The sequence below is a fragment of the Pseudomonas sp. 1L-E-NC-VB-C3 genome (genome assembly GCF_057291535.1).
Genome location: NZ_JBXAWD010000002.1, coordinates 452384 through 472777 on the forward strand (window position 1 = coordinate 452384; position 20394 = coordinate 472777).

Here is a 20394-nt window from a genome sequence, read left to right on the forward strand (position 1 = left end):
CTTGCATTACTGAGCATCACCTAATCTGATGCTTATGCAACAACCGATAAAAAGTAGGCCGCGAAACTCCGAGGACTTTCGCGGCCACACTCAAATTATCACTGTGCCGGTTCAACACATCACACAACGCCTGCCGTTCCGCCCGGGTCTTGTAGTCTTCCAGCGTGCCCATCGGCGTGGCGATGGAATGCTGACTGATCAACCCTAAATCCCGCGCCTCGATCTGGCGGCCCTCCGCCAACACCAACCCACGCCTGACCCGGTTAGCCAGCTCGCGCACATTGCCCGGCCAGTCGTGCTTGCCCATGGCAATCAACGCATCTTCGCTGAAGCTTCTTGGCCGGCGCCCGGTTTCGTGGCTGTAGAAGTGCGAAAAGTGGTTGGCCAGCATCGACAGATCGCCATGACGTTCACGCAACGGCGCTGTGACCACTTGCAGGACGTTGAGCCTGTAATAAAGGTCTTCACGAAAGCGCTTCTTCTCGATTGCTGCTTCCAGGTCAACGTGGGTTGCGGCCAGCACGCGCACATCGACCGGTATCGGCTGACTGCCCCCTACCCGTTCAATATGCTTTTCCTGCAGAAAGCGCAGGAGATTGGCCTGCAATTCCAGCGGCAGGTCGCCGATTTCGTCGAGGAACAACGTGCCGCCATTGGCCGCTTCGATGCGTCCGACCTTGCGCTGGTGCGCGCCGGTGAACGCGCCTTTTTCGTGGCCAAACAATTCGGACTGAATCAAATGCTCTGGGATCGCCCCGCAGTTGATCGCTACGAACGGTTTGTTGTGGCGCTGGGATTGGCGGTGCAGGGTGCGCGCGACGAGTTCCTTGCCGGTGCCGCTTTCGCCGCGAATCAGCACGGGCGATTCGGTCGGGGCCAGTTTGCTCAGCAGTTTGCGCAGTTCGCGGATCGGCTTGCTGTCGCCGAGCAGTTCGTGCTCCGGCTGATCGACATGAATCGTACCCTGCCCGCGCAGGCGTGCCATGCCGAAGGCGCGGCCGAGGGTAACCTGTACGCGGGAAACGTCGAAGGGCAAGGTGTGGAAGTCGAAGAACCATTCACAAACGAAATCGCCAACGTTCTGCAAGCGCAGGACTTCCTGATTGAGCACAGCGATCCATTCGGTGCCGCTGCGGCTGATCAGCTCTTTGACGGCTTCGGGTCGTTCCAGGTGGTAGGGCTGCAAACGCAGCAGGCCGACATCGCAGGCCCGGGATGCGGCGTTTTCCAGATTACAACTGTCGACATCCCAACCCACAGCGCGCAATCCGGGCAACAGGCGATAACAGTCGTCGCAGGGATCGACCACCAGTAAACGTCTCGATGCAGGCGCTTCGCTCATGACTGTTCCTTGGCGCCAAATTTGATAAATGATCGTAAAAACAGTCATTTGGCAGACCCGGTTGTAACACTAGCAAGATTTTGACGGGGGCTTGTACCGATTGCTTATAGGCTGGGTATTAAAAGAGTTATAAGAAAGTTGGTTGTTAGTTAGCTATCGACTATTTGCGGTGAATCCAAGAGCGGCCCCTCACCCTAGCCCTCTCCCGAGGGAGAGGGAACTGATCGAGGTGTTTACGCGAGGTCAGCCGATCTAAAAGACCGAGCCGAACTCGAGTTTGAAAAGCCCACAACTCGGCTCCCTCTCCTCGGGGAGAGGGCTGGGGTGAGGGGTGAATTCAGCGCGGTGTTCGGACATGTGCAGGTTTAACGAAACGAACTTACGTTATGTAAAGAATCTGAAATTTCTTTGTTTCACGTGTGACCCGCCCCCCGGTTGCGTGCATCAGTACAAGTAACCCGCCGCACGGTAAGCCCAACCGACGGCACATCATTTGATTGGGCGCCAATAGAGAGAAGACCCCATGACTGCCCCGCTGCGTATCAACGAAGCTCTTTTGATTGCCAACCACGCGTTCAAGCCTTTTCAATGCGTGGCCTGGGCGCCACAAGACGGCAATGGCGAACTGAGCCTGACCGTCGTCGACCGCACCTACTCCCACATCGGTCGCAAACAGATCCCGAGCAGCGCCTACTCTGACCCGGCGCAACTCGAACAACTGCTGCAGCAGGCCCGCGCTGAGCTCAGCGAAGACGGCCACACACTGCAATCGTGGTCGATGCCACACTGATTACCGAACAAGGGCGGATGACGTTAAAGTCATCCGCCCTTGTTGTATGCGTAGTCGAACAATCAACGTAGTTGCAGTGCCGTTTCATCGAAAGTACTTGGCTCGCTTGCGAGTGGTTCAACAAGACACTGTTCTGGCACAGTGCGACCGTCCTTCTGTTAGTTCCCCCAGTTGTACTTCTCGCGGTTCAGGGATTGAATGTTTCGCTCGTGCAGTCAGCCTCCCAACCACTGGGTATCGGCTCAGGCACAAGGAGACGCGTGCATGTCCACCCTGAGCCCTTACGCGCTGCCTACTGCATGGACCGCCCCCGGTTCGCTCGACCCGACATTCGCCATTGGCGGTGTTGGGCAGGTGTACTTTGCCGGCAGTTTGTCCAGCCAGACCCAACATGTCACGCTCGATGCACAGGGTCGGATTCTGGTCGCCGCCAAGGTCGGTACATCCAAGGGGAGTCGTTTTGGCCTCGCGCGGCTGCTGGCCGATGGTTCGGCGGATTTGTCGTTCGGCTTTCAGGGCAGCGTGATCGGCAGTTTCGTCGAGGGTTTCGAAGCCAAGGCCGGCAAGGTTCAGGTGTTAGCCGACGGCAAGATTCTGCTGGCCGGCCTGCATTATGAAGACACCCAACGCACCCTGCCCGCCCTCGCCCTGTTCGATGCCAACGGCCAGCCAGACCGATTCTTCGGCGATGACGGTTTCCAGGTGGTGCGACTGCCCGGCGAGCTGTCCATGGGCACCCGCGACAACTGGTTGCCGCCGGGCGTGCCTGGCGTCGAAGCCTGTGACTTTGTGGTGGAGGAAGACGGCCGTATTCTGCTGATCGCCAACCATCATTTCAGCCTTGCCGACCACGCCGGCATATTGATCCGCCTGCAACCCGATGGATTTCTCGACGAATCATTCAACGGACGCGGATTTGTAGTGGTCCGCCACCTGCTGCTCAATACCTGGCTGAGCACGCTGTTGTTGAAGGAGGATGGGCGCATCGTCGTCGCAGGTTCCATCGACTTTCCTCAGCAAGGCCTGCTGGCGGTGTATCGGCCCGATGGCAGCCTGGACGAGCGCTTCGCCGTCGATGGCTTCATGGCCTTCAAGGCTCACGGCAACAGCGCTCAGGTCAGCCAGATTATTGAGTCCGACGACAGGCTTTATTGCTTCGGCAGCAGCCGCGATCCAATCCGCTGTTTGACGTTTGTCCTGCACGCCAACGGTCGACCGGACCTGCACTGTCATCATGGCCAGCCACAGGTGTTGGACATCGGCCCCAGCGGATGCCAATGGAACGCCGCCCAGCAAATGAGCGACGGCCGCATCGTCGCCGTGGGCGCGACCATCGGCGGAGTCGAAGCTGACTTCATGGTGGCGCGCTATCAACTCGATGGCAGCCTTGATCCAGCGTTCGGTGAGGGCCATGGCTGGTTGCGCACGCGACTGGGGCGAAGTCTCGATACCGCCAATTCACTGACCGTACATACTGACGGGGCGATTGTGGTAGGTGGCTATTCGCTGGATGGCAACTACCGGGCAATGGTTGCGCGTTATCTGAATCCATAGAGCATTCAACAGCCGACATGAGGATCGAGGTTATCGGCGACTTGATCTTCCCTGAAACATCCGGCAACTTTCGCGCTTCTAAATAAAAGGAGCAGCCGATGTCCGGTTCAATCGCCCAGGCGTTCGCGCACAACTTCCTCGGGCAATCGCCACGCTGGTACAAGGCGACCATCGTCGGTTTTCTCATTCTCAACGCCGTGGTGCTGTTCACCATCGGCCCGGTCGCCGCAGGCTGGTTGCTGGTGATCGAATTCATCTTCACCCTGGCCATGGCCCTCAAGTGTTATCCGTTGATGCCCGGCGGCCTGCTGTTGATTGAAGCGTTGCTGTTGAAGATGACCACGCCGCAAGCGCTTTACGATGAGTTGCTACACAACTTTCCGGTGATCCTGCTGCTGATGTTCATGGTCGCTGGCATCTACTTCATGAAAGATCTGCTGCTGTTTCTCTTCTCGCGCCTGCTGTTGGGCGTGCGCTCGAAAGCAATTCTGGCGCTGATGTTCTGCTTCTTGTCGGCATTTCTTTCGGCATTTCTTGATGCGCTGACCGTGACGGCGGTGATCATCAGTGCGGCTGTCGGCTTCTACTCGGTGTATCACCGCGTCGCGTCGGGCAATGATCCACGCAAGGACAGCGAATTCGCTGACGATCAGCATTTACCGTCGCGACACCATGACGACTTGAATCAATTCCGCGCATTCCTGCGCAGCCTGTTGATGCATGGCGCAGTGGGAACAGCGCTCGGTGGGGTTTGCACCTTGGTCGGTGAGCCGCAGAACCTGCTGATCGGTCATGAGATGGGCTGGCATTTCGGTGAGTTCTTCACCAAGGTTGCCCCGGTATCGCTGCCGGTACTGGTGGCGGGTCTGGTTACTTGCGTGCTGCTGGAGAAGCTGCGCTGGTTCGGATACGGCACGCTGCTGCCGGACAACGTCCGCGCTGTGTTGGCCAACTACGCTGCCGAGGACAACGCCAAACGCACGCCTCGTCAGACGGCGGCGCTGCTGGTGCAAGGTGCGGCGGCACTGATTCTGATTGGTTGCCTGGCGTTTCACCTGGCTGAAGTCGGCCTGATCGGATTGATGGTGATCGTATTGATCACCGCGTTTACCGGGATCACCGACGAGCATCGCCTGGGCAGCGCGTTCAAGGACGCCATGCCGTTTACCGCGCTGCTGGTGGTGTTTTTTGCCGTGGTGGCGGTCATTCACGATCAGCATCTGTTCGTCCCACTGATCGAGTGGGTGTTGGCGCTGCCGATGGATCAACAGCCGGGCATGTTGTTCATCGCCAACGGCTTGCTCTCGGCGATCAGCGACAACGTATTCGTTGCGACCATTTACATTACCGAAGTGAAACAGGCTTTTCTCGCCGGGCACATGACTCGCGAGCACTTCGAGACATTGGCGATTGCGATCAATACCGGCACCAACCTGCCGAGCGTGGCGACACCGAATGGTCAGGCAGCGTTTCTGTTCCTGCTGACCTCGGCGATTGCACCGCTGGTGCGGTTGTCATACGGGCGCATGGTGTGGATGGCGGTGCCGTATACCGTGGTGATGGGACTGCTTGGCTGGTATGCGGTGAGCTATTGGCTCTAAGCAACACTGAATAAACCTGTGGGTTACCGGGGTTTGCACGCGCCGCGAAAACCTGTGGGAGCGAGCCTGCTCGCGAAGAGGTCGTGTCAGGCAACGAATCTGTTGAATGACACACCGCCTTCGCGAGCAGGCTCGCTCCCACATTGGTTTTGGTGTTGGGTCAGTGCGTGAGGATGTATTTCTCGATCGCCAGGACCACGCCGTCTTCAGTGTTTGGCGCTGTAACGACATCAGCCTGGTGCTTCACCGCCTCTTCCGCCTGGCCCATGGCAATCGAAAAGCCAGCGCATTTGAACATCGCCGGGTCGTTGCCGCCGTCGCCGATGACAGCGGTTTGCTCCAGCGGCACGCCGAGGTATTCGGCGATGGTCGTCAATGCCGTGCCTTTGTTGGCCTCAAGCGCCGTAACGTCGAGATACACCGGCTGCGAGCGCGACACTTGCGCCATGCCGTTGACCTTGGGCAGGAGCTGCGCCTCCAGCTCAATCAGCAACTCAGTGTTGTTGCTGGTAGCGACGATCTTGTCGATGCGCTCCAGATACGGTTCAAAACTCTCGACCACCACCGGCGGATAGCCGAGGCCACTCTGTTCACGTGGGACCATCGGCCCGTGCGGGTCCTTGAGCAGCCAGTCGCCGCCGCTGAACACCCAGATTTCCACCTCCGGTTGATCGGCAAACAGTGCCAGTGCGATCAGCGCTGTGGTCGCCGGCAAATAATGCGCAGCCAACAAAGTGCCGTCCGCTTTGACGATGGTGCCGCCATTGAACGCCGCTGTCGGCAGATCAACGCCTAGCGCCTCGATCTGCTGCAACATGGCTTTCGGCGGGCGGCCGCTGGCGAGGCTGAACAGCACGCCGGCATCGCGCAGCGAGCGCACGGCTTCGATGGTACGTTGGTTCAGCGTGTGATCCGGCAGCAACAGCGTGCCGTCCATGTCGCTGAGCAGAAAACGTATGGGTTGTTTCGGCAAATCACTCATCCCAGGCCATGCCAGACGCGACCATCGCGAGTCAGGAGATCTTCGGCTGCTTGCGGGCCATCTTCGCCAGCCGCATACGTCTCGACGCTCGCATCCTGCTGCCAGGCATCAAGGAAAGGCTGCACGGCTCGCCAACCGTTCTCGATGTTGTCGGCACGCTGGAACAGCGTCTGATCACCGGTCAGGCAGTCGTAGATCAAGGTTTCGTAGCCGGTGGAAGGCTGCATCTCGAAGAAGTCCTTGTAGGCAAAGCCCAACTCGATGTTCGCCATATTCAGCGCCGGCCCGGGCCGCTTGGCCAGCAAGTCGAACCACATGCCTTCGTTTGGCTGGATCTGGATGCGCAGATAAGTCGGCTGCAACTCGTCGACTTCGGTGTCGCGGAACTGTGCGTACGGCGCCGGTTTGAAGCAGATGACGATTTCGGTGTCGCGCACGCTCATGCGCTTGCCGGTGCGCAGATAGAACGGCACGCCGACCCAGCGCCAGTTGTCGATCATCACCTTGAGCGCGACGTAGGTTTCCGTGGTGCTGTCGGGCGACACGTTGGCTTCTTCGCGATAACCCTTCAATGGCTGGCCATCGCGCTCGCCGGCGCTGTACTGGCCGCGCACCGAGTTGGCCCGGGCCTCCTCTGTCGACCAGGGACGAATCGCCCCGACCACTTTGGCTTTCTCGCCGCGCACCGCGTCAGCGCCGAAAGCAGCGGGAGGTTCCATGGCGACCATGGCCAACAGCTGGAACAGGTGATTGGGCACCATGTCACGCAATGCGCCGGTGTGTTCGTAAAAGCTGCCACGGGTTTCCACACCGACGGTTTCCGCCGCGGTGATCTGCACGTGGTCGATGTAATGATTGTTCCAGAACGCTTCGAACAGGCTGTTGGAGAACCGGCTGACCAGAATGTTCTGCACGGTTTCCTTGCCCAGGTAATGGTCGATGCGGTAGATCTGCTTCTCGCTCATGACCTTGAGCAGGCACGCGTTCAAGGCTTCGGCGGTCTGCAGGTCGGAGCCGAACGGCTTCTCGATCACCACTCTTCTGAACGCTTCGGGAGTTTCTTCAAGCAAACCGGCGCTGCCGAGGCGGCGCACCACTTCACTGAAAAATCGTGGCGCGGTGGCCAGGTAGAACACCGCATTGCCGGTGCCGCTGTCGGCGATTTTCGCCGCCAGGGCTGAATAAGTGCTGTCGTCCAGGAAGTCGCCCTGGACGTAGCTGATGCCTTTGGCGAGCTTGGCCCACAAGACCGGATCAAGCATCTGATCGCCCTTGCCGACCTTCGCCGCCACTTCGGTACGGATGAAGTCTTCGAGCTTCTGCGCAAAGGCTTCATCGGTAATGGCGTTGTGATCAACGCCGACGATCCGCAGGTTTTCGTCGAGCAGACCGTCGCGACTGAGGTTGTACAGCGCCGGCATGAGCAGGCGCTTGACCAGGTCGCCGTGGGCACCGAACAGGAACAGCGTGGTCGGTGGTGCGGGTTCTGCCTTGGATTTTCTGCGGATCGTACGGGTCATTTTTTCGCGGTCTCCACGTGGCCGCCGAAGCCGAAGCGTTGTGCCGACAGGATCTTGTCACCGAAGGTGCCCTGCCCGCGCGAGCGGTAACGGGAGAACAGCGAGTTGGAAAGCACCGGTACTGGCACTGCTTGCTCCATGGCCGCTTCGATGGTCCATTGGCCTTCGCCGCTGTCAGCCACGGAACCGGAGAAACCGTCGAGCTTCGGATCGCTGGCCAGTGCGTCGGCAGTCAGGTCCAGCAGCCAGGACGAAACCACGCTGCCACGACGCCAGACTTCAGCGATATCGGCCACGTTCAGATCAAATCGCTGATCTTCCGGCAGGCGTTCGCTGGATTTGGTCTTGAGGATGTCGAAGCCCTCGGCGAACGCGGCCATCATGCCGTACTCGATGCCGTTGTGAATCATCTTCACGAAGTGCCCGGCGCCGGCGGGACCGGCGTGGATGTAACCGTGCTCGGCACGGTGGTCATCGGACTTGCGATCCTTGGTGCGCGGAATGTCGCCCATGCCCGGCGCCAGTGCGGCGAACAGCGGATCGAGACGCTGCACGGTTTCGGCATCGCCACCGATCATCATGCAATAACCGCGTTCCAGGCCCCAGACGCCGCCGGAGGTGCCGACGTCGATGTAGTGCAGGCCCTTGTCGTTCAGCGTTTTGGCCCGGCGAATGTCGTCCTTATAGTTGGTGTTGCCGCCGTCGATGATGGTATCGCCGGGTTCGAGCAGTTCGCTCAGGGTGTTGATGGTGTCTTCGGTCGGCGCGCCAGCCGGCAGCATGACCCAGACAGCACGCGGCTTGTCGAGGCCGGCAACCAGTGCTGGCAAGTCGGCGACGCCGGTGGAGCCCTCGGCGACCAGGTTATCGATGAAAGCGGTATTGCGGTCGTAAACAACGGTGGTGTGCCCGTTGAGCATCAGACGTCGCGCAATATTGCCGCCCATGCGGCCCAGTCCAATAATCCCGAGTTGCATGTGCTGATGCTCCTTACTACAAATAAATGTGTGTCATTGGTTATAGCCCAACGCGACTGATGGAGGTTAGTCCAGAGCGTTGCGATGAAGTTTCCGGGCATTGTGCCCGATCCAGAGTGATAACGCCCCGAATCCTGCCGAAGACACACCGACCATGAAAAATAAAAAAGTTCCCTTCCAGGGCAAAAGAAATCAAAATTGGCGCCGATAGTAAGTCAAGCGCCTCAAAACGAGGAGTGACTTACAGTTGATGCACGCCATTTGCGAGGTGAGCAATGGGCACAGTACATACAGCAATGCCGCCACAAACCCTCTACGTTACGATCCGTCGCGATGAATTGCGCCAGTTGAAAGACGAGCGCGACCAGTTGAAGCACGAATTGGCGCAATTGCGCGCACTGACCCAGGGCTCGCAGCCGCAACCGCGTCCGGTTGTGCAGCGCGCACCCCACGCCTGATCCCCGCCTGCTTCGGGAACGGCCCTCGTCGTTCCCGACACGTTGCACCTCTGACCGCTTGATACACACCAACAGCGGCGCTTAACAAATCTTTCACAAGCCCTTGGGGATACTTCGCCCCATTCTGGCCGTGCCTGCGTGTACGGCCTCTGTTCGTCGGTGTCATGGAAGCGTTTCCGGCGTGGGTCTGATGATTGAGCTGGAGCGCTGAATGGCATTGTTCAAACGCAGCAAAACGACTGCGACCGGTTTCGACTGGGCCGGATTCATCTGGTTGTTCGTCTTCTTCTGGTACTTCTCGGGCATCACTCAACTGCTGATCCAGCTGACCGGCACGTCTGGTTTCACGGGATTTCGTCAGGCATTCGTGATGAGCGCGCTGTGGCTGGCGCCGATGCTGCTGTTCCCCAAACAGACGCGTCTGCTTGCGGCAATCATCGGTGTGGTGCTGTGGGCTTGCTCGATGGCCAGCCTGGGTTACTTCTTCATTTATCAGCAGGAATTCTCGCAGAGCGTCATCTTCATCATGTTCGAGTCGAACGTGTCGGAAGCGGGCGAGTACATGACGCAGTATTTCGCCTGGTGGATGATCCCGGCGTTCCTCGCCCATACCGCGTTCGCCTACTTTCTGTGGACGCGGCTGCGCCCGGTGTACATGCCCCGTGGTCGCGCACTGGTTGCAGCCACCGCAATCGTGATCGCCGTCGCCGGCTACCCGCTGATCAAACAAACCATGCGCATGGGCAATTTCGCCGAAGGCTTCGAGAAATTCGAAACCCGCATCGAGCCCGCCGTGCCGTGGCAGATGGCCGTGGCGTATCACCGCTATCTGGAAACGCTGGGGGACATGCAAGGCATGCTCGACAGTGCCAGCAAGATCCCGCCGCTGAAAAACCTCAAGGACGCCTCGGCCGGGCAACCGGCGACGCTGGTGCTGGTCATCGGTGAATCGACCAACCGCCAGCGCATGAGCCTCTACGGTTATCCGCGCAACACCACGCCGGAACTGGACAAACTCAAGGATCAACTGGCGATCTTCGACAACGTCATCACCCCGCGCCCGTACACCATCGAAGCGCTGCAGCAAGTGCTGACCTTCGCTGACGAGCAGAACCCCGACCTGTACCTGTCGACGCCATCGCTGGTCAGCGTGATGAAACAGGCCGGTTACAAGACGTTCTGGATCACCAACCAGCAGACCATGACCAAGCGCAACACCATGCTCACGACCTTCTCCGAACAGGCCGACGAGCAGGTGTACCTGAACAACAACCGCAACCAGAACTCGGCGCAATACGATGGCGACGTCATCGAGCCGTTCAACAAGGCGCTGGCCGATGCGGCGCCGCGCAAGCTGATCGTCGTGCATCTGCTCGGCACGCACATGAGCTACCAGTACCGATATCCGCCGACGTTCGACAAGTTCAAGGATCGCCAGGGCGTTCCGGCTGGCGTGCGTGACGATCAGGTACCCACCTACAACAGCTATGACAACGCGGTGCTGTACAACGACTTCGTAGTCTCGAGCCTGATCAAGGACTACGCCAAGACCGACCCGAATGGCTTCCTGCTGTACCTGTCCGACCACGGTGAAGATGTCTTCGACTCCGCCGGTCACGGCACGCTGGGCCGCAACGAAAACAAACCGACCGCGCCGATGTACACCATCCCGTTCATGGCCTGGGCCTCGCCGAAGTGGAAGGAAAACCACGACTGGAACTTCGCCGGCGACCTCAGCCGCCCGTACAGCAGCTCGCAACTCATTCACACTTGGGCGGATCTGGCCGGGTTGAGTTCCGATGAACTGGATCGCAGCAAAAGCCTGGTCAGCGACAGCTTTGTACCGCGCAAGCTGTTGATTGGCGACCCGTACCAGGCGCCGAGGCGCGCGTTGATTGACTTCAGTTTGATGAAGCCCAAACACCCTGCTCCGGCGGAAGTCGCGCAGAAGTAAAACGACAAAGGGCCGAGAAGGCCCTTTTTTGTGCCTATCGGCCGCGCTGTTTCTGTAATACGCCGCAATATTTGCGCTGAACCAGCGTTAACCGATTGTTAATGGCCGCGACGCAGACTCTCTTTCGCGGTTTGCTTCACGGACGAACCGACTCCCACTTGTTCAGTAGGAGGCACCATGAAAACCACCACTATCATCCTCACCACCCTGCTCGCCCTCGGCTCCACCAGCGCCTTCGCTGAAGGCGGTGCCGAACGCATGCGTTATTACTACGACAATTTCCCGGTCCAGCACGCGCAAAGCGAGCAGAAAGCCGACGCCAGTGCGAAAGAAATTCGCGTCCCTGCTGACCAGACGGCGCAGGTGACCGAGTCCTATCGCGACTGAGCTTTACCGAGCAACCGATGGACCTTCCGTGGCTCCGCTCTGGCCCGGAAGATGACAGTTCAGGCGCCCTGATCGGGGCGCCTTTTTTTATGTTGGTGATTGGCGGTGAGGAGCCTTCAGGCCTGTAAATCCTTTATCCAGAACAGCATCCGCCCGTGATCTGGATTGAACATCCCCGGTGCAAAGCCGAATTTGCGATATGAACCCTGCGCCACCGCATTGCCTTCCAGCACTTCCAGGGTGATCTTGCAGCAGCCGCGCTGACGGGCGATCTCTTCTACCCTCTGCAGCATCTTCTGACTGAGCCCCAGGCCGCGAAATTTACCGACCACGGCGACGTCGTGAACGTTGACCAGCGGTTTACAGGCGAAAGTGGAGAAGCCTTCAAAACAGTTGACCAGCCCGGCCGGTTCGCCGCCGACGAAGGCCAGCACGCTGAAGGCATGCGGGCGGCGGGCGAGCTCTTCGGGCAGGCGTTGCAGCAGTTCGGGCGCGATCGGATGACCGCCGCCCATGGGATCTTCGGCGTAGTGGTTGAGCACGATGCCGATGGCTTCGCCGTGCACCGGGTTGCTGTAGCTGGCCTGAAGTACGAGTATTTCTGCGGAATCCATTTCCATCCCCGATAAGCAAAAAGCCCCGGCGCGCAAGGTGCTAGCTGAAAGGCCTGGGGGGGGACCTTAGCTTGGGTGCGTCGGAGAGGGCAACTTGAAAAGCTGCGATCTTTTGCGGTCAGTGGCCCCAGATCAGCTCTTCGGTCCAGCCCAGTTCGGCGAAATCTTCGGCACGCAATGCGCTTTCGCCGACACAGAAAAATTCATCCAGTTGCGGTGGCTTGACCGCCGTGCCGCTGAGCATGGCGTGCACCTGGCCACGATGATGGAGCTGGTGCTCGAACAGGTGCGAGAGCATGCGCAGGCGGCTGTCATGTTGCGGCATGTCACGGGCGATGGTGACGATTCTCGACAGGTCGGCATCGCGCAGTTGCTCGCAATAGGCGATCAGCCGGCGATCAACGCGGGCCTGTTCTGCACGCAGCGCCGCAGCCTCGGTAAACGGCTCGTCTGCATTGAAGAAAACATAGCAATCAGGGTGTGGCTCGTCACCGCGCAATTCCCGCTCCAGCGCGTCGACGTAGAACCAGTCGCAGGTGAGGATGTGATTGAGCGTGAGGCGGATGCCGGGGAAGAAGCTCACCCGTGGCGCCGCCAGTTCAGTGGTGTCGAGCTGGGTCCAGGCCTTGGCCAGGCGGTGATTGGCCCATGCATTCTGATAGGCCATGGTCAGCAAATGATGGGACAGCGGTTGACTCATGTCGGTGCCCTCTTCTTTCAGGCTTCAGCGAAGCGCTGCAATTGCATCTCCTGCAAACGGCTAAGGGTGCGGCGGAACGGGAATTCCAGATAGCCCTCGGTGTATAGCGCGTCCATCGGTACGCTTGCCTCGACGTACAGCGGCACCTTGCGGTCGTAGCATTCGTCGACCAGCGCGATAAAGCGGCGAACGCCATCGTCATGTACCGACAACTGCGGCAATTCCCGGTCACCGGCGACCACGCGCTCAGCGCCATCTTCGGTGCCCCGCGCAATGCGCCCTTCGCGTTTTTGTGCGCTGAGGTTCGGTACTTCGCTCAACAGAATAGCCCGGTAGCGATCACACAGGGCAATGAAGTCCATGGCGGCGAAAGGTTGTTCGCACAGAGCGCTGTAGCGGCACCACAGCACGAATTCGCTGGCTCGCACCACGTTGAGTGTGCGGTGGCCCACGGCGACTGGCTCCTCGCTGACAGTCTCATCTGCAGCCAGCGACTTGAACACGGCACCCAGTGCGCTCGGTGAATCGGCTTCATTGACAAAATAGCGCTGCTCAATCGCTCCGGGATGCAAGCGATGATCCTCGGCGCCATTCACCGCAACCACTATCATGTGTGCCTTGATCGCCGCAATCGCCGGCGTGAAACGGTCGCGATTGAAGCCGTCCGCGTACAGATCATCAGGCGGCAGGTTGGACGTGCAGACCACCACTACGCCTTCCTCGAACATCACCTGAAACAGCCGGCCGAGAATGATCGCGTCGCCGATGTCATTGACGAACAGTTCATCGAAGCACAGCACGCGCACTTCAGCGGCCAGCTCTTTGGCCAAAGCGCGCAACGGATCGGCGATGCCACTGAGTTGAAACGAACGCTGATGTACCCAGCCCATGAAGTGATGAAAGTGCTGACGCCGCGCCGGCACCCGCAGAGTCTGATAGAACTGATCCATCAGCCAGGTCTTGCCGCGCCCGACCGGCCCCCACAGGTACACGCCTCGGATCGAAGGCTCACCGGCGTGCAAGGCTTCATGGCATTTTTGCAAGGCCCAGACTGCGTGTTCCTGGGCTTCATCCTGGATGAAACCCTTGTGGTCGACCGCGTATTGCCAGGCACTGAGGGGAGAGTCGAAAGTCATGCGCGGGAGTATGCCACGGGCGATTGGCCATTGCTGATTAACGGGCGTGGACGATCATTGTGGGAGCGAGCCTGCTCGCGAAGGCGGCTCGTCAGTCACCGAGATGCAGACTGAGCCACCGCTTTCGCGAGCAGGCTCGCTCCCACATAGGCAGTAAAACCTGACCTTTCAGGCAGTTATTGCTCGTTGCCCTCGCCGCCCTCTTCCGGCATTCTGCGCACCCATTTTCTGACCCGGCCCCGCCTTGCGGCGCGCACATCACCATGACCGCCTCTGACAAAACCCCGCGCAACAACGACCTGATCTACGGCCTCAACGACCGTCCGCACCTGACCGCCACGGTGTTCGCCGCGTTGCAGCACGTGCTGGCGAGTTTCGTCGGCATCATCACCCCGACCCTGATCATGGGCGGCGCCCTCGGTCTGCACAGTGAAATCCCCTACCTGATCAGCATGGCGCTGTTCGTCTCCGGCCTTGGCACCTTTGTCCAGGCCAAGCGCTTCGGCCCGGTGGGGTCGGGTCTGCTGTGTCTGCAAGGCACCAGTTTTTCCTTTATCAGCGTGATTCTCAGCGCCGGATTCATGGTCAAGGCGCGCGGCGGTGGCACTGACGAAATCCTCTCGACCATCTTCGGCGTGTGCTTCTTCGCTGCGTTCATTGAAGTGGTGCTCAGCCAGTTCATCGGCAAACTGCGCATGCTGATCACGCCGGTGGTGACCGGCACGATCATCACGCTGATGGGCCTGTCGCTGATCAAAGTGGCGATGACCGACATCGCCGGCGGCTTCGGGGCGCCTGATCTCGGCGCGGCCAGCCATGTGTTTCTGGCGGCGCTGGTGATCGGCACCATCGTTGTGCTGAACCGAGTCGACGTGCCGTTTCTGCGGCTGGGCGCGATCGTCATCGGCCTGACGCTCGGCTACGTGGTGGCATGGCTGATGGGCACGGTGGATTTCGCTTCGATGCCCGAAGTGCCGCTGGTCAGCGTGCCGGTGCCGTTCAAGTACGGTTTCAACTTCGATTGGGTGGCGTTCGTGCCGGTGGCGGTGATTTTCCTCGTGTCGCCGCTGGAAGCGGCCGGTGACCTGACCGCCAACTCGATGATCTCCCGGCAACCGGTGAAAGGCCCGTTGTACATCCGCCGGATCAAATCCGGCCTGCTCGCCGATGGTCTCAACTCGGCCATGGCGGCAGTGTTCAACAGCATGCCGATGGTGACCTTTGCGCAGAACAACGGCGTGATCCAGTTGACCGGCGTGGCCAGCCGCTACGTGGCGTTTTTCATCGCCGGGCTGCTGGTGTTGCTCGGTTTGTTCCCGATGATCGGCGCGGTGCTGCAACTGATGCCGAAACCGGTGCTGGGCGGCGCTGAGCTGGTGATGTTCGGCACCGTCGCCGTGGCCGGAATCAAGATCCTCGCCGAGGCCGGCCTGCATCGACGCAACATGCTGATCGTGGCGATCTCGCTGGGCATGGGCCTGGGCATCGCGGCGGTGCCGGAAGTCCTGCGCGAACTGCCGCAAGCGCTGCGCAACATCTTCGAATCGCCAATCACTGTCGGTGCGTTGTGCGCTATCGTGCTGAACATCTTCCTGCCGGAAGAATTCATCGAGCTGGAAGAAGATGATTTCGACCCGGAAGCGTCGATTCTGCAGGTCATGGAAAACCCCGACGTCGCCGCCAAAGGTGAACCCGGCCAAACGGCGGCTGTCGCACAGTTGAACCGTTGACGTCACGCCTCGAAAAAAAGGGCTGCACCGGCGACGGTTCAGCCCTTTTTTTGTCGAGAGATTTTTATGCGCCGCGTCCACGCCGTCATCCTGTCGCTTGTGCTGTTGTCGCTCAGCGCCTGCGCACTGTTTCCCAACCGCGATCCGGTGAACATCAACGTGGTCGGCCTCGAACCGTTACCCAGCCAGGAACTGGAAGTACGCTTCGCGATCAAGCTGCGCGTACAGAACCCCAATGAAACGGCGATCGATTACAACGGCATCGCGCTGGATCTGGAGGTCAATGGTCATTCGCTGGCGTCCGGTGTGAGCGATCAGAGCGGCTCGATCCCGCGTTTCTCTGAAGCCATTGTCACGGTGCCGGTCAGCGTCTCGGCGTTCTCGGTGCTGCGCCAGACATTGGGGCTGAGCCAGACGCAAAGCCTCGATAATCTGCCCTACGTGCTGCGCGGCAAACTGGCGGGCGGGTTGTTTGGCACGATGCGCTTTACCGACAGCGGCAAGTTGAGCCTGCCCAAGGCGAGCGCGGCGACCTGGTAGTCAGCGGTCTCAATCGGCAGAACAACACACAACCCCTGTGGGAGCGAGCCTGCTCGCGAAGGCAGTGTTTCAGGCGACTACGACGCTCATGCTGCCTACGTCTTCGCGAGCAGGCTCGCTCCCACAGGTTCTCTGCAAGTTTCAAGGTCAGCAGTGGAACCGCACCCCCGGCTTCGCACGCTCATCAACGGTCAACTCGAAGACATCCGGCCGCGCGTAGTGGCCGACCACATCGTAGTCGTACCGCGCACGGATCAGTTCATCGGTGTCGATCTGCGCCGTGAGCAAGCCCGCTTCCCCGCGCAACGGCCCCGCCAGCACATCGCCCATCGGACCGACGATCACGCTGCCACCGGCGATCAACGGGCGATCACCCGGCCAATTGGCAATCTCCACACCCAAATCATCCGGCGAGGCCTGCACCTGACAGGCGCTGACCACAAAGCAGCGGCCTTCATGGGCGATGTGGCGCATGCTGACCTGCCACATTTCGCGCTCGTCCACGGTCGGCGCGCACCAGACCTCAACGCCTTTGGCATACATCGCCGTGCGCAGCAGCGGCATCATGTTTTCCCAGCAGACCACGGCGCCAAGCTTGCCGACCTGGGTGTCGAACACCGGCAGCGTCGAGCCATCACCCTTGCCCCAGATCAGTCGCTCGGTGCCGGTGGGCATGAGCTTGCGGTGTTTGCCGAGCAGCCCGGCCTGCGGATCGAAATACAGCACCGTGCAATACAACGTGCTGCCAGCGCGCTCGATCACGCCGATCACCAGATTGGCCCCGGTGCGCGCTGACAATCCGGCCAGCGCGTCGGTTTCGGCGCCGGGCACATCGATGGCGTTGGCAAAATACCGCGCGAACGCCTCACGCCCCTCGGGCAGTCGGTAGCCTAATTGGGTGCCGAAGCCCTCGCCTTTCGGGTAGCCACCGAGCAAGGCTTCCGGCATCACCACCAACGCGGCGCCGGATTCGCGGATTGCGTCTTCCCAAGCAAGGATCTGTTCAAGGGTTTCGCCTTTGCCGCCGGGCAATGCACCGATCTGCAACGCCGCCACTATGGATTTGGCCATCGTGTTTACTCCTTCAGGTTCAGGTGTTGCCGATTCTCCAGCGTCACGCGATCATGAATAAAGCCCTGCCGACTGCTGAATGATATGAGCCAAATGAATATCGCCGACATTGACCTCAACCTGCTGAAAGTCTTCGAAGCACTGCACGACGAATCCAGTGCCAGTCGCGCCGCCCTGCGCCTGGGCGTAACGCAATCGGCAGTCAGCGCGGCATTGCGCCGCTTGCGTGAGGTGTATGGCGATCAGTTGTTCGTGCGCACCGGCCGCGGACTGGCGCCGACCCTGCAAGCCAATCAGCTGAAACCGGTGATCAGCGATGCGCTCAACAAATGCCGGCAAAGTCTGGCCATGCTCGATCCGGCGGCCAATCAATACGAAGGACGTTCGGTGGCGATCGGTCTGTCAGATGATTTTGAAATTGCCTACGGGCGCCACTTGATCGAGGAAATCGCCCGCCGTGCGCCGAAGCTGCGGTTGATATTTCGCCAGACCCACAGCCAGATCGTTGCCCGCGCGCTGATGGAACGCAGCATCGACCTGGCGATCACTGCCGGCGGCTTTTCCGAGCGCCTGCTCAGTCGTCAGGTGTTGGGGGAAGGCGGCTATGCGTGTCTGGTCGACCCGGCCAGTCTCGCGCCAGGCCAACAGCAGATCGCGTTGCAAGAGTTCGTTGAACGCGAGCACATTCTGGTGTCGTCGGGCGGCTTTATCGGCATTACCGATGAGGGATTGGCGGCAGTGGGTTTGAGCCGGCGAGTCTGCGCGTCGACCACGCATTTCGCCGCGCTGCCCTTTCTGCTCAAGGGCAGTCAGGCGGTGGCGACCATCCCGGCCCATGCCGCCGCAAGCATCGCGACGCTGAGCGGGCTGGCGTTGCTGCCCTGCCCTCTGGCTTTACCGCGCTATCCGGTGGAACTGGGCTGGCGCACCAGCACGCAGATCGATCCGGTGCTGGTCAAGGTTCGCGAGGCGATTGCCACCAAGTTCAGCCAGGCGTGAAGCGGATTATTTGTTCGCCGCCATCAGGCGATTGACTTCACTGCGCACCATGTTGGCGAACTCCGGCGGCGACATGCCGTCCAGTTCGGCGCGGACCCACTCGGCCCATTTGCCCTTGCGCTTGGAGCGCTCCCCGAACAAGCGCGCGGCTTCGCCTTTGGCTTTGCCCAGATTGTTCTGCCAGAGTTCGAACAGACGGGATTTCTCATCTTCCAGCGCTGCGCGCTCTGCGAGGGATTTGTCGGCCAGATTGAAACTCATGGGGATTTATCCTGCTGCGTAAAATGGCGACATCTTACACGCTCGATGGAAATCTCCGGTGCAGGTTTTTCCCTTCTCCGCGAATGACATGCAACTTTTCGCCTGCCGCTACACTCCATTGGTCACTGTCCATTCACCTGCAAGGAGTCACCCAATGGCCCGTAAAACCGCCTCGCAAGCTGCCGAAGAGCAAATCAAGGATCAAGCTTTCAGCGAGCTTCAGGCTCTGATCGAAGAATCGGACAAACTGCTCAAGAGCAGCGCTTCACTGGTCGGCGAAGAAGCAGAAACGCTGCGTGCACAAATCGCCCAGAAACTGCAGCTGGCACTGGATTCGGTGTCCAGCGTGCGCGATCGCACCAAACCCGCCGTCGAAGCCACCGAAAACTACATCGGTGGTCACCCTTGGCAAACCGTGGCGATCTCCGCCGGTTTCGGCCTGGTGGTGGGCCTGCTGCTCGGCCGTCGCTGAGTCAGGCGCACAGAAAAAGGCGAACCTCAGGGTTCGCTTTTTTTATGCCCACCGCTTTGCTTTTCCATTACTGAATTCACCTCGGTATCCCAAGTCGGCGTACCTCGCCCAAACCACGCGGTCAGTCCCCTCTCCCCCCGGGAGAGGGCTAGGGTGAGGGGCTTTTGACCTTGTCACTGCAATCGTCAGAACAACAAAAGACTCACTCCCCCGCCAACTCCCGCAGCTGCCCCAGCGTCTGCTCATCCAGTACGATCCCTTGCGCCATTGAACGACTGCGCTGCAAATGCCGGCGATCCCCCGGCAGGCGCTTGAGCCCGACCCCGTGCATCTGCCGTACCAATTCCTCGCTGCGCTGGGCAAAGCTCTGCCCCGCCGCTTTGCTCGGGTCGATGACGATCAACAGCTGGCCGGTCCATGGCGTTTTCGCGCCGGGATGGTTGGACCAGTCAAACTCGAATGAGAAATTGCCGCCGGTCAATGCCGCCGCCAGCAACTCGACCATCATCGACAGCGCCGAGCCTTTGTGCCCGCCGAACGGCAACAAGGCGCCGCCTTCGAGAACCGCTTTGGGGTCCTGGGTCGGCTGGCCGAGGCTGTCGACGCCCATGCCGGCCGGGAGTTTTTCACCTTTGCGCGCTGCAATTTGCACATCGCCATGGGCGATGGCGCTGGTGGCAAGGTCGAACACAATCGGCGCGGCGTTGGCCCTTGGCGCGGCGAAGGCAATCGGATTGGTACCGAACAATGGCCGATCAGCGCCATGGGGCACCACGCAGGTCATGCTGTTGACCACGCTCAGCGCCACCAGACCTTCGTCGGCGAAGGGCTCGACATCCGGCCACAAAGCGGCGAAATGATGCGAGTTGCGAATCGCCAGCACCGCGATGCCGGCATGACGCGCCTTCTCGATCAGCAAGGGTCGGGCCGCTGCCAACGCTGGCTGGGCAAAACCGTTGCCAGCGTCAACCCGGACAAACCCCGGCGCGACATCTTCAACCTGTGGCACGGCATGGCCATTGACCCAGCCGCTTTTCAGCGTCGAGACATAACCGGGGATGCGAAACACGCCATGACTGTGAGCGCCGTCGCGTTCGGCGTTGGCGCAGTTGACGGCGAGTACCCGTGCGACTTCGCTGGAGGTGCCGTGGCGCAGAAAAATCGTTTCAAGCAGTTGCGTCAGTGCTTCGAGGGACACTGTGGACGAGCCATGATCGTGTGGCGCAGACATCTGAAGCTCCAGAATGATTATTGGAGGGAACAACAGCGTACGGTCGATTTTGCCCACCGATTAACCCTGTCCGAG

20 protein-coding genes are annotated in these 20394 nt (G+C 60.0%); 10 read left to right on the forward strand and 10 right to left on the reverse strand.

Features of this window, described 5'->3' with window-relative positions:
* Positions 1–16 precede the first annotated feature (16 nt).
* Positions 17–1342, reverse strand: a complete 1326-nt coding sequence (locus AC0Z5Z_RS05395) for a sigma-54 dependent transcriptional regulator (RefSeq protein WP_041479695.1) — start codon at positions 1340–1342, stop codon at positions 17–19.
* A 523-nt stretch (positions 1343–1865) separates the two neighbouring features.
* Between AC0Z5Z_RS05395 and AC0Z5Z_RS05400 the strand changes: the two genes are divergently transcribed.
* The 3 genes from AC0Z5Z_RS05400 to nhaB all read left to right on the forward strand — a co-directional run bounded on the left by AC0Z5Z_RS05400 (position 1866) and on the right by nhaB (position 5287).
* The gene (locus AC0Z5Z_RS05400; protein ID WP_485610819.1) at positions 1866–2132 is read left to right on the forward strand and encodes a hypothetical protein; all 267 of its coding nucleotides are present in this window, start codon (positions 1866–1868) and stop codon (positions 2130–2132) included.
* A gap of 264 nt (positions 2133–2396) precedes the next feature.
* The gene (locus tag AC0Z5Z_RS05405) at positions 2397–3686 is read left to right on the forward strand and encodes an NHL repeat-containing protein (RefSeq protein ID WP_485610820.1); all 1290 of its coding nucleotides are present in this window, start codon (positions 2397–2399) and stop codon (positions 3684–3686) included.
* A gap of 98 nt (positions 3687–3784) precedes the next feature.
* Positions 3785–5287 (forward strand): sodium/proton antiporter NhaB, encoded by a 1503-nt coding sequence (gene nhaB / locus AC0Z5Z_RS05410; protein ID WP_252878147.1) that lies wholly within the window; start codon positions 3785–3787, stop codon positions 5285–5287.
* Between the two features lie 160 nt (positions 5288–5447).
* Here nhaB and AC0Z5Z_RS05415 read toward each other — a convergent pair whose 3' ends face one another.
* Genes AC0Z5Z_RS05415 through gnd form a run of 3 tightly spaced genes read right to left on the reverse strand, consistent with a single transcriptional unit; the run spans position 5448 to position 8766 of the window.
* Positions 5448–6269 (reverse strand): HAD family hydrolase, encoded by an 822-nt coding sequence (locus AC0Z5Z_RS05415; RefSeq protein ID WP_375123689.1) that lies wholly within the window; start codon positions 6267–6269, stop codon positions 5448–5450.
* Positions 6266–7789, reverse strand: coding sequence for a glucose-6-phosphate dehydrogenase (zwf, locus tag AC0Z5Z_RS05420; protein WP_150635361.1), 1524 nt, complete (start codon positions 7787–7789; stop codon positions 6266–6268). The genes AC0Z5Z_RS05415 and zwf overlap by 4 nt, the downstream gene beginning before the upstream one ends.
* Complete coding sequence (gene gnd / locus AC0Z5Z_RS05425) at positions 7786–8766, reverse strand: phosphogluconate dehydrogenase (NAD(+)-dependent, decarboxylating) (RefSeq protein WP_095179978.1); 981 nt, start codon at positions 8764–8766, stop codon at positions 7786–7788. Before gnd ends, zwf begins: the two co-directional genes overlap by 4 nt.
* Before the next feature lie 275 nt (positions 8767–9041).
* On the opposite strand from gnd, the gene AC0Z5Z_RS05430 reads away from it, so the two are divergent.
* The 3 genes from AC0Z5Z_RS05430 (at position 9042) to AC0Z5Z_RS05440 (ending at position 11565) form a co-directional block, all read left to right on the forward strand.
* Complete coding sequence (locus tag AC0Z5Z_RS05430; RefSeq protein ID WP_016774671.1) at positions 9042–9224, forward strand: DUF6026 family protein; 183 nt, start codon at positions 9042–9044, stop codon at positions 9222–9224.
* Positions 9225–9435: 211 nt separating this feature from the next.
* Positions 9436–11178, forward strand: a complete 1743-nt coding sequence (locus tag AC0Z5Z_RS05435) for a phosphoethanolamine transferase CptA (RefSeq protein WP_256809778.1) — start codon at positions 9436–9438, stop codon at positions 11176–11178.
* A gap of 177 nt (positions 11179–11355) precedes the next feature.
* Positions 11356–11565 carry a hypothetical protein gene (locus AC0Z5Z_RS05440; protein WP_130929900.1) on the forward strand — a complete coding sequence of 70 codons (210 nt, stop codon included), beginning with the start codon at positions 11356–11358 and terminating at the stop codon, positions 11563–11565.
* 116 nt (positions 11566–11681) lie between these two features.
* Here AC0Z5Z_RS05440 and AC0Z5Z_RS05445 read toward each other — a convergent pair whose 3' ends face one another.
* The 3 genes from AC0Z5Z_RS05445 to zapE form a co-directional block, all read right to left on the reverse strand.
* Complete coding sequence (locus AC0Z5Z_RS05445) at positions 11682–12179, reverse strand: GNAT family N-acetyltransferase (protein WP_485610821.1); 498 nt, start codon at positions 12177–12179, stop codon at positions 11682–11684.
* Between the two features lie 118 nt (positions 12180–12297).
* Positions 12298–12879 carry a DinB family protein gene (locus AC0Z5Z_RS05450; protein ID WP_485610822.1) on the reverse strand — a complete coding sequence of 194 codons (582 nt, stop codon included), beginning with the start codon at positions 12877–12879 and terminating at the stop codon, positions 12298–12300.
* A 17-nt stretch (positions 12880–12896) separates the two neighbouring features.
* Complete coding sequence (zapE, locus tag AC0Z5Z_RS05455) at positions 12897–14015, reverse strand: cell division protein ZapE (protein WP_485610823.1); 1119 nt, start codon at positions 14013–14015, stop codon at positions 12897–12899.
* Between the two features lie 263 nt (positions 14016–14278).
* On the opposite strand from zapE, the gene AC0Z5Z_RS05460 reads away from it, so the two are divergent.
* Together AC0Z5Z_RS05460 and AC0Z5Z_RS05465 are read left to right on the forward strand one after the other, a co-directional pair.
* The gene (locus AC0Z5Z_RS05460; protein ID WP_353187703.1) at positions 14279–15745 is read left to right on the forward strand and encodes a nucleobase:cation symporter-2 family protein; all 1467 of its coding nucleotides are present in this window, start codon (positions 14279–14281) and stop codon (positions 15743–15745) included.
* A 66-nt stretch (positions 15746–15811) separates the two neighbouring features.
* Complete coding sequence (locus AC0Z5Z_RS05465) at positions 15812–16285, forward strand: LEA/WHy family protein (protein WP_056785875.1); 474 nt, start codon at positions 15812–15814, stop codon at positions 16283–16285.
* Between the two features lie 147 nt (positions 16286–16432).
* Here AC0Z5Z_RS05465 and AC0Z5Z_RS05470 read toward each other — a convergent pair whose 3' ends face one another.
* Complete coding sequence (locus tag AC0Z5Z_RS05470; protein WP_485610824.1) at positions 16433–17356, reverse strand: carbon-nitrogen hydrolase family protein; 924 nt, start codon at positions 17354–17356, stop codon at positions 16433–16435.
* An 84-nt stretch (positions 17357–17440) separates the two neighbouring features.
* Here AC0Z5Z_RS05470 and AC0Z5Z_RS05475 point away from each other — a divergent pair, with 84 nt between their 5' ends.
* Positions 17441–18355 carry a LysR family transcriptional regulator gene (locus AC0Z5Z_RS05475; protein ID WP_485610825.1) on the forward strand — a complete coding sequence of 305 codons (915 nt, stop codon included), beginning with the start codon at positions 17441–17443 and terminating at the stop codon, positions 18353–18355.
* A 6-nt stretch (positions 18356–18361) separates the two neighbouring features.
* Here the strand turns inward: AC0Z5Z_RS05475 and AC0Z5Z_RS05480 are convergent, their stop codons facing one another.
* Positions 18362–18616: a hypothetical protein gene (locus AC0Z5Z_RS05480; protein WP_003224595.1), complete on the reverse strand. Its 255-nt coding sequence runs from the start codon at positions 18614–18616 to the stop codon at positions 18362–18364.
* A 154-nt stretch (positions 18617–18770) separates the two neighbouring features.
* Between AC0Z5Z_RS05480 and AC0Z5Z_RS05485 the strand changes: the two genes are divergently transcribed.
* On the forward strand, positions 18771–19088 hold the full coding sequence (locus AC0Z5Z_RS05485; RefSeq protein WP_016774661.1) for an ElaB/YgaM/YqjD family protein: 318 nt from the start codon (positions 18771–18773) through the stop codon (positions 19086–19088).
* A gap of 202 nt (positions 19089–19290) precedes the next feature.
* Here the strand turns inward: AC0Z5Z_RS05485 and AC0Z5Z_RS05490 are convergent, their stop codons facing one another.
* A complete protein-coding gene (locus tag AC0Z5Z_RS05490; protein WP_150635369.1) occupies positions 19291–20319 on the reverse strand; it encodes an Ldh family oxidoreductase in 1029 nt (342 codons plus the stop codon).
* Positions 20320–20394: the final 75 nt, after the last annotated feature.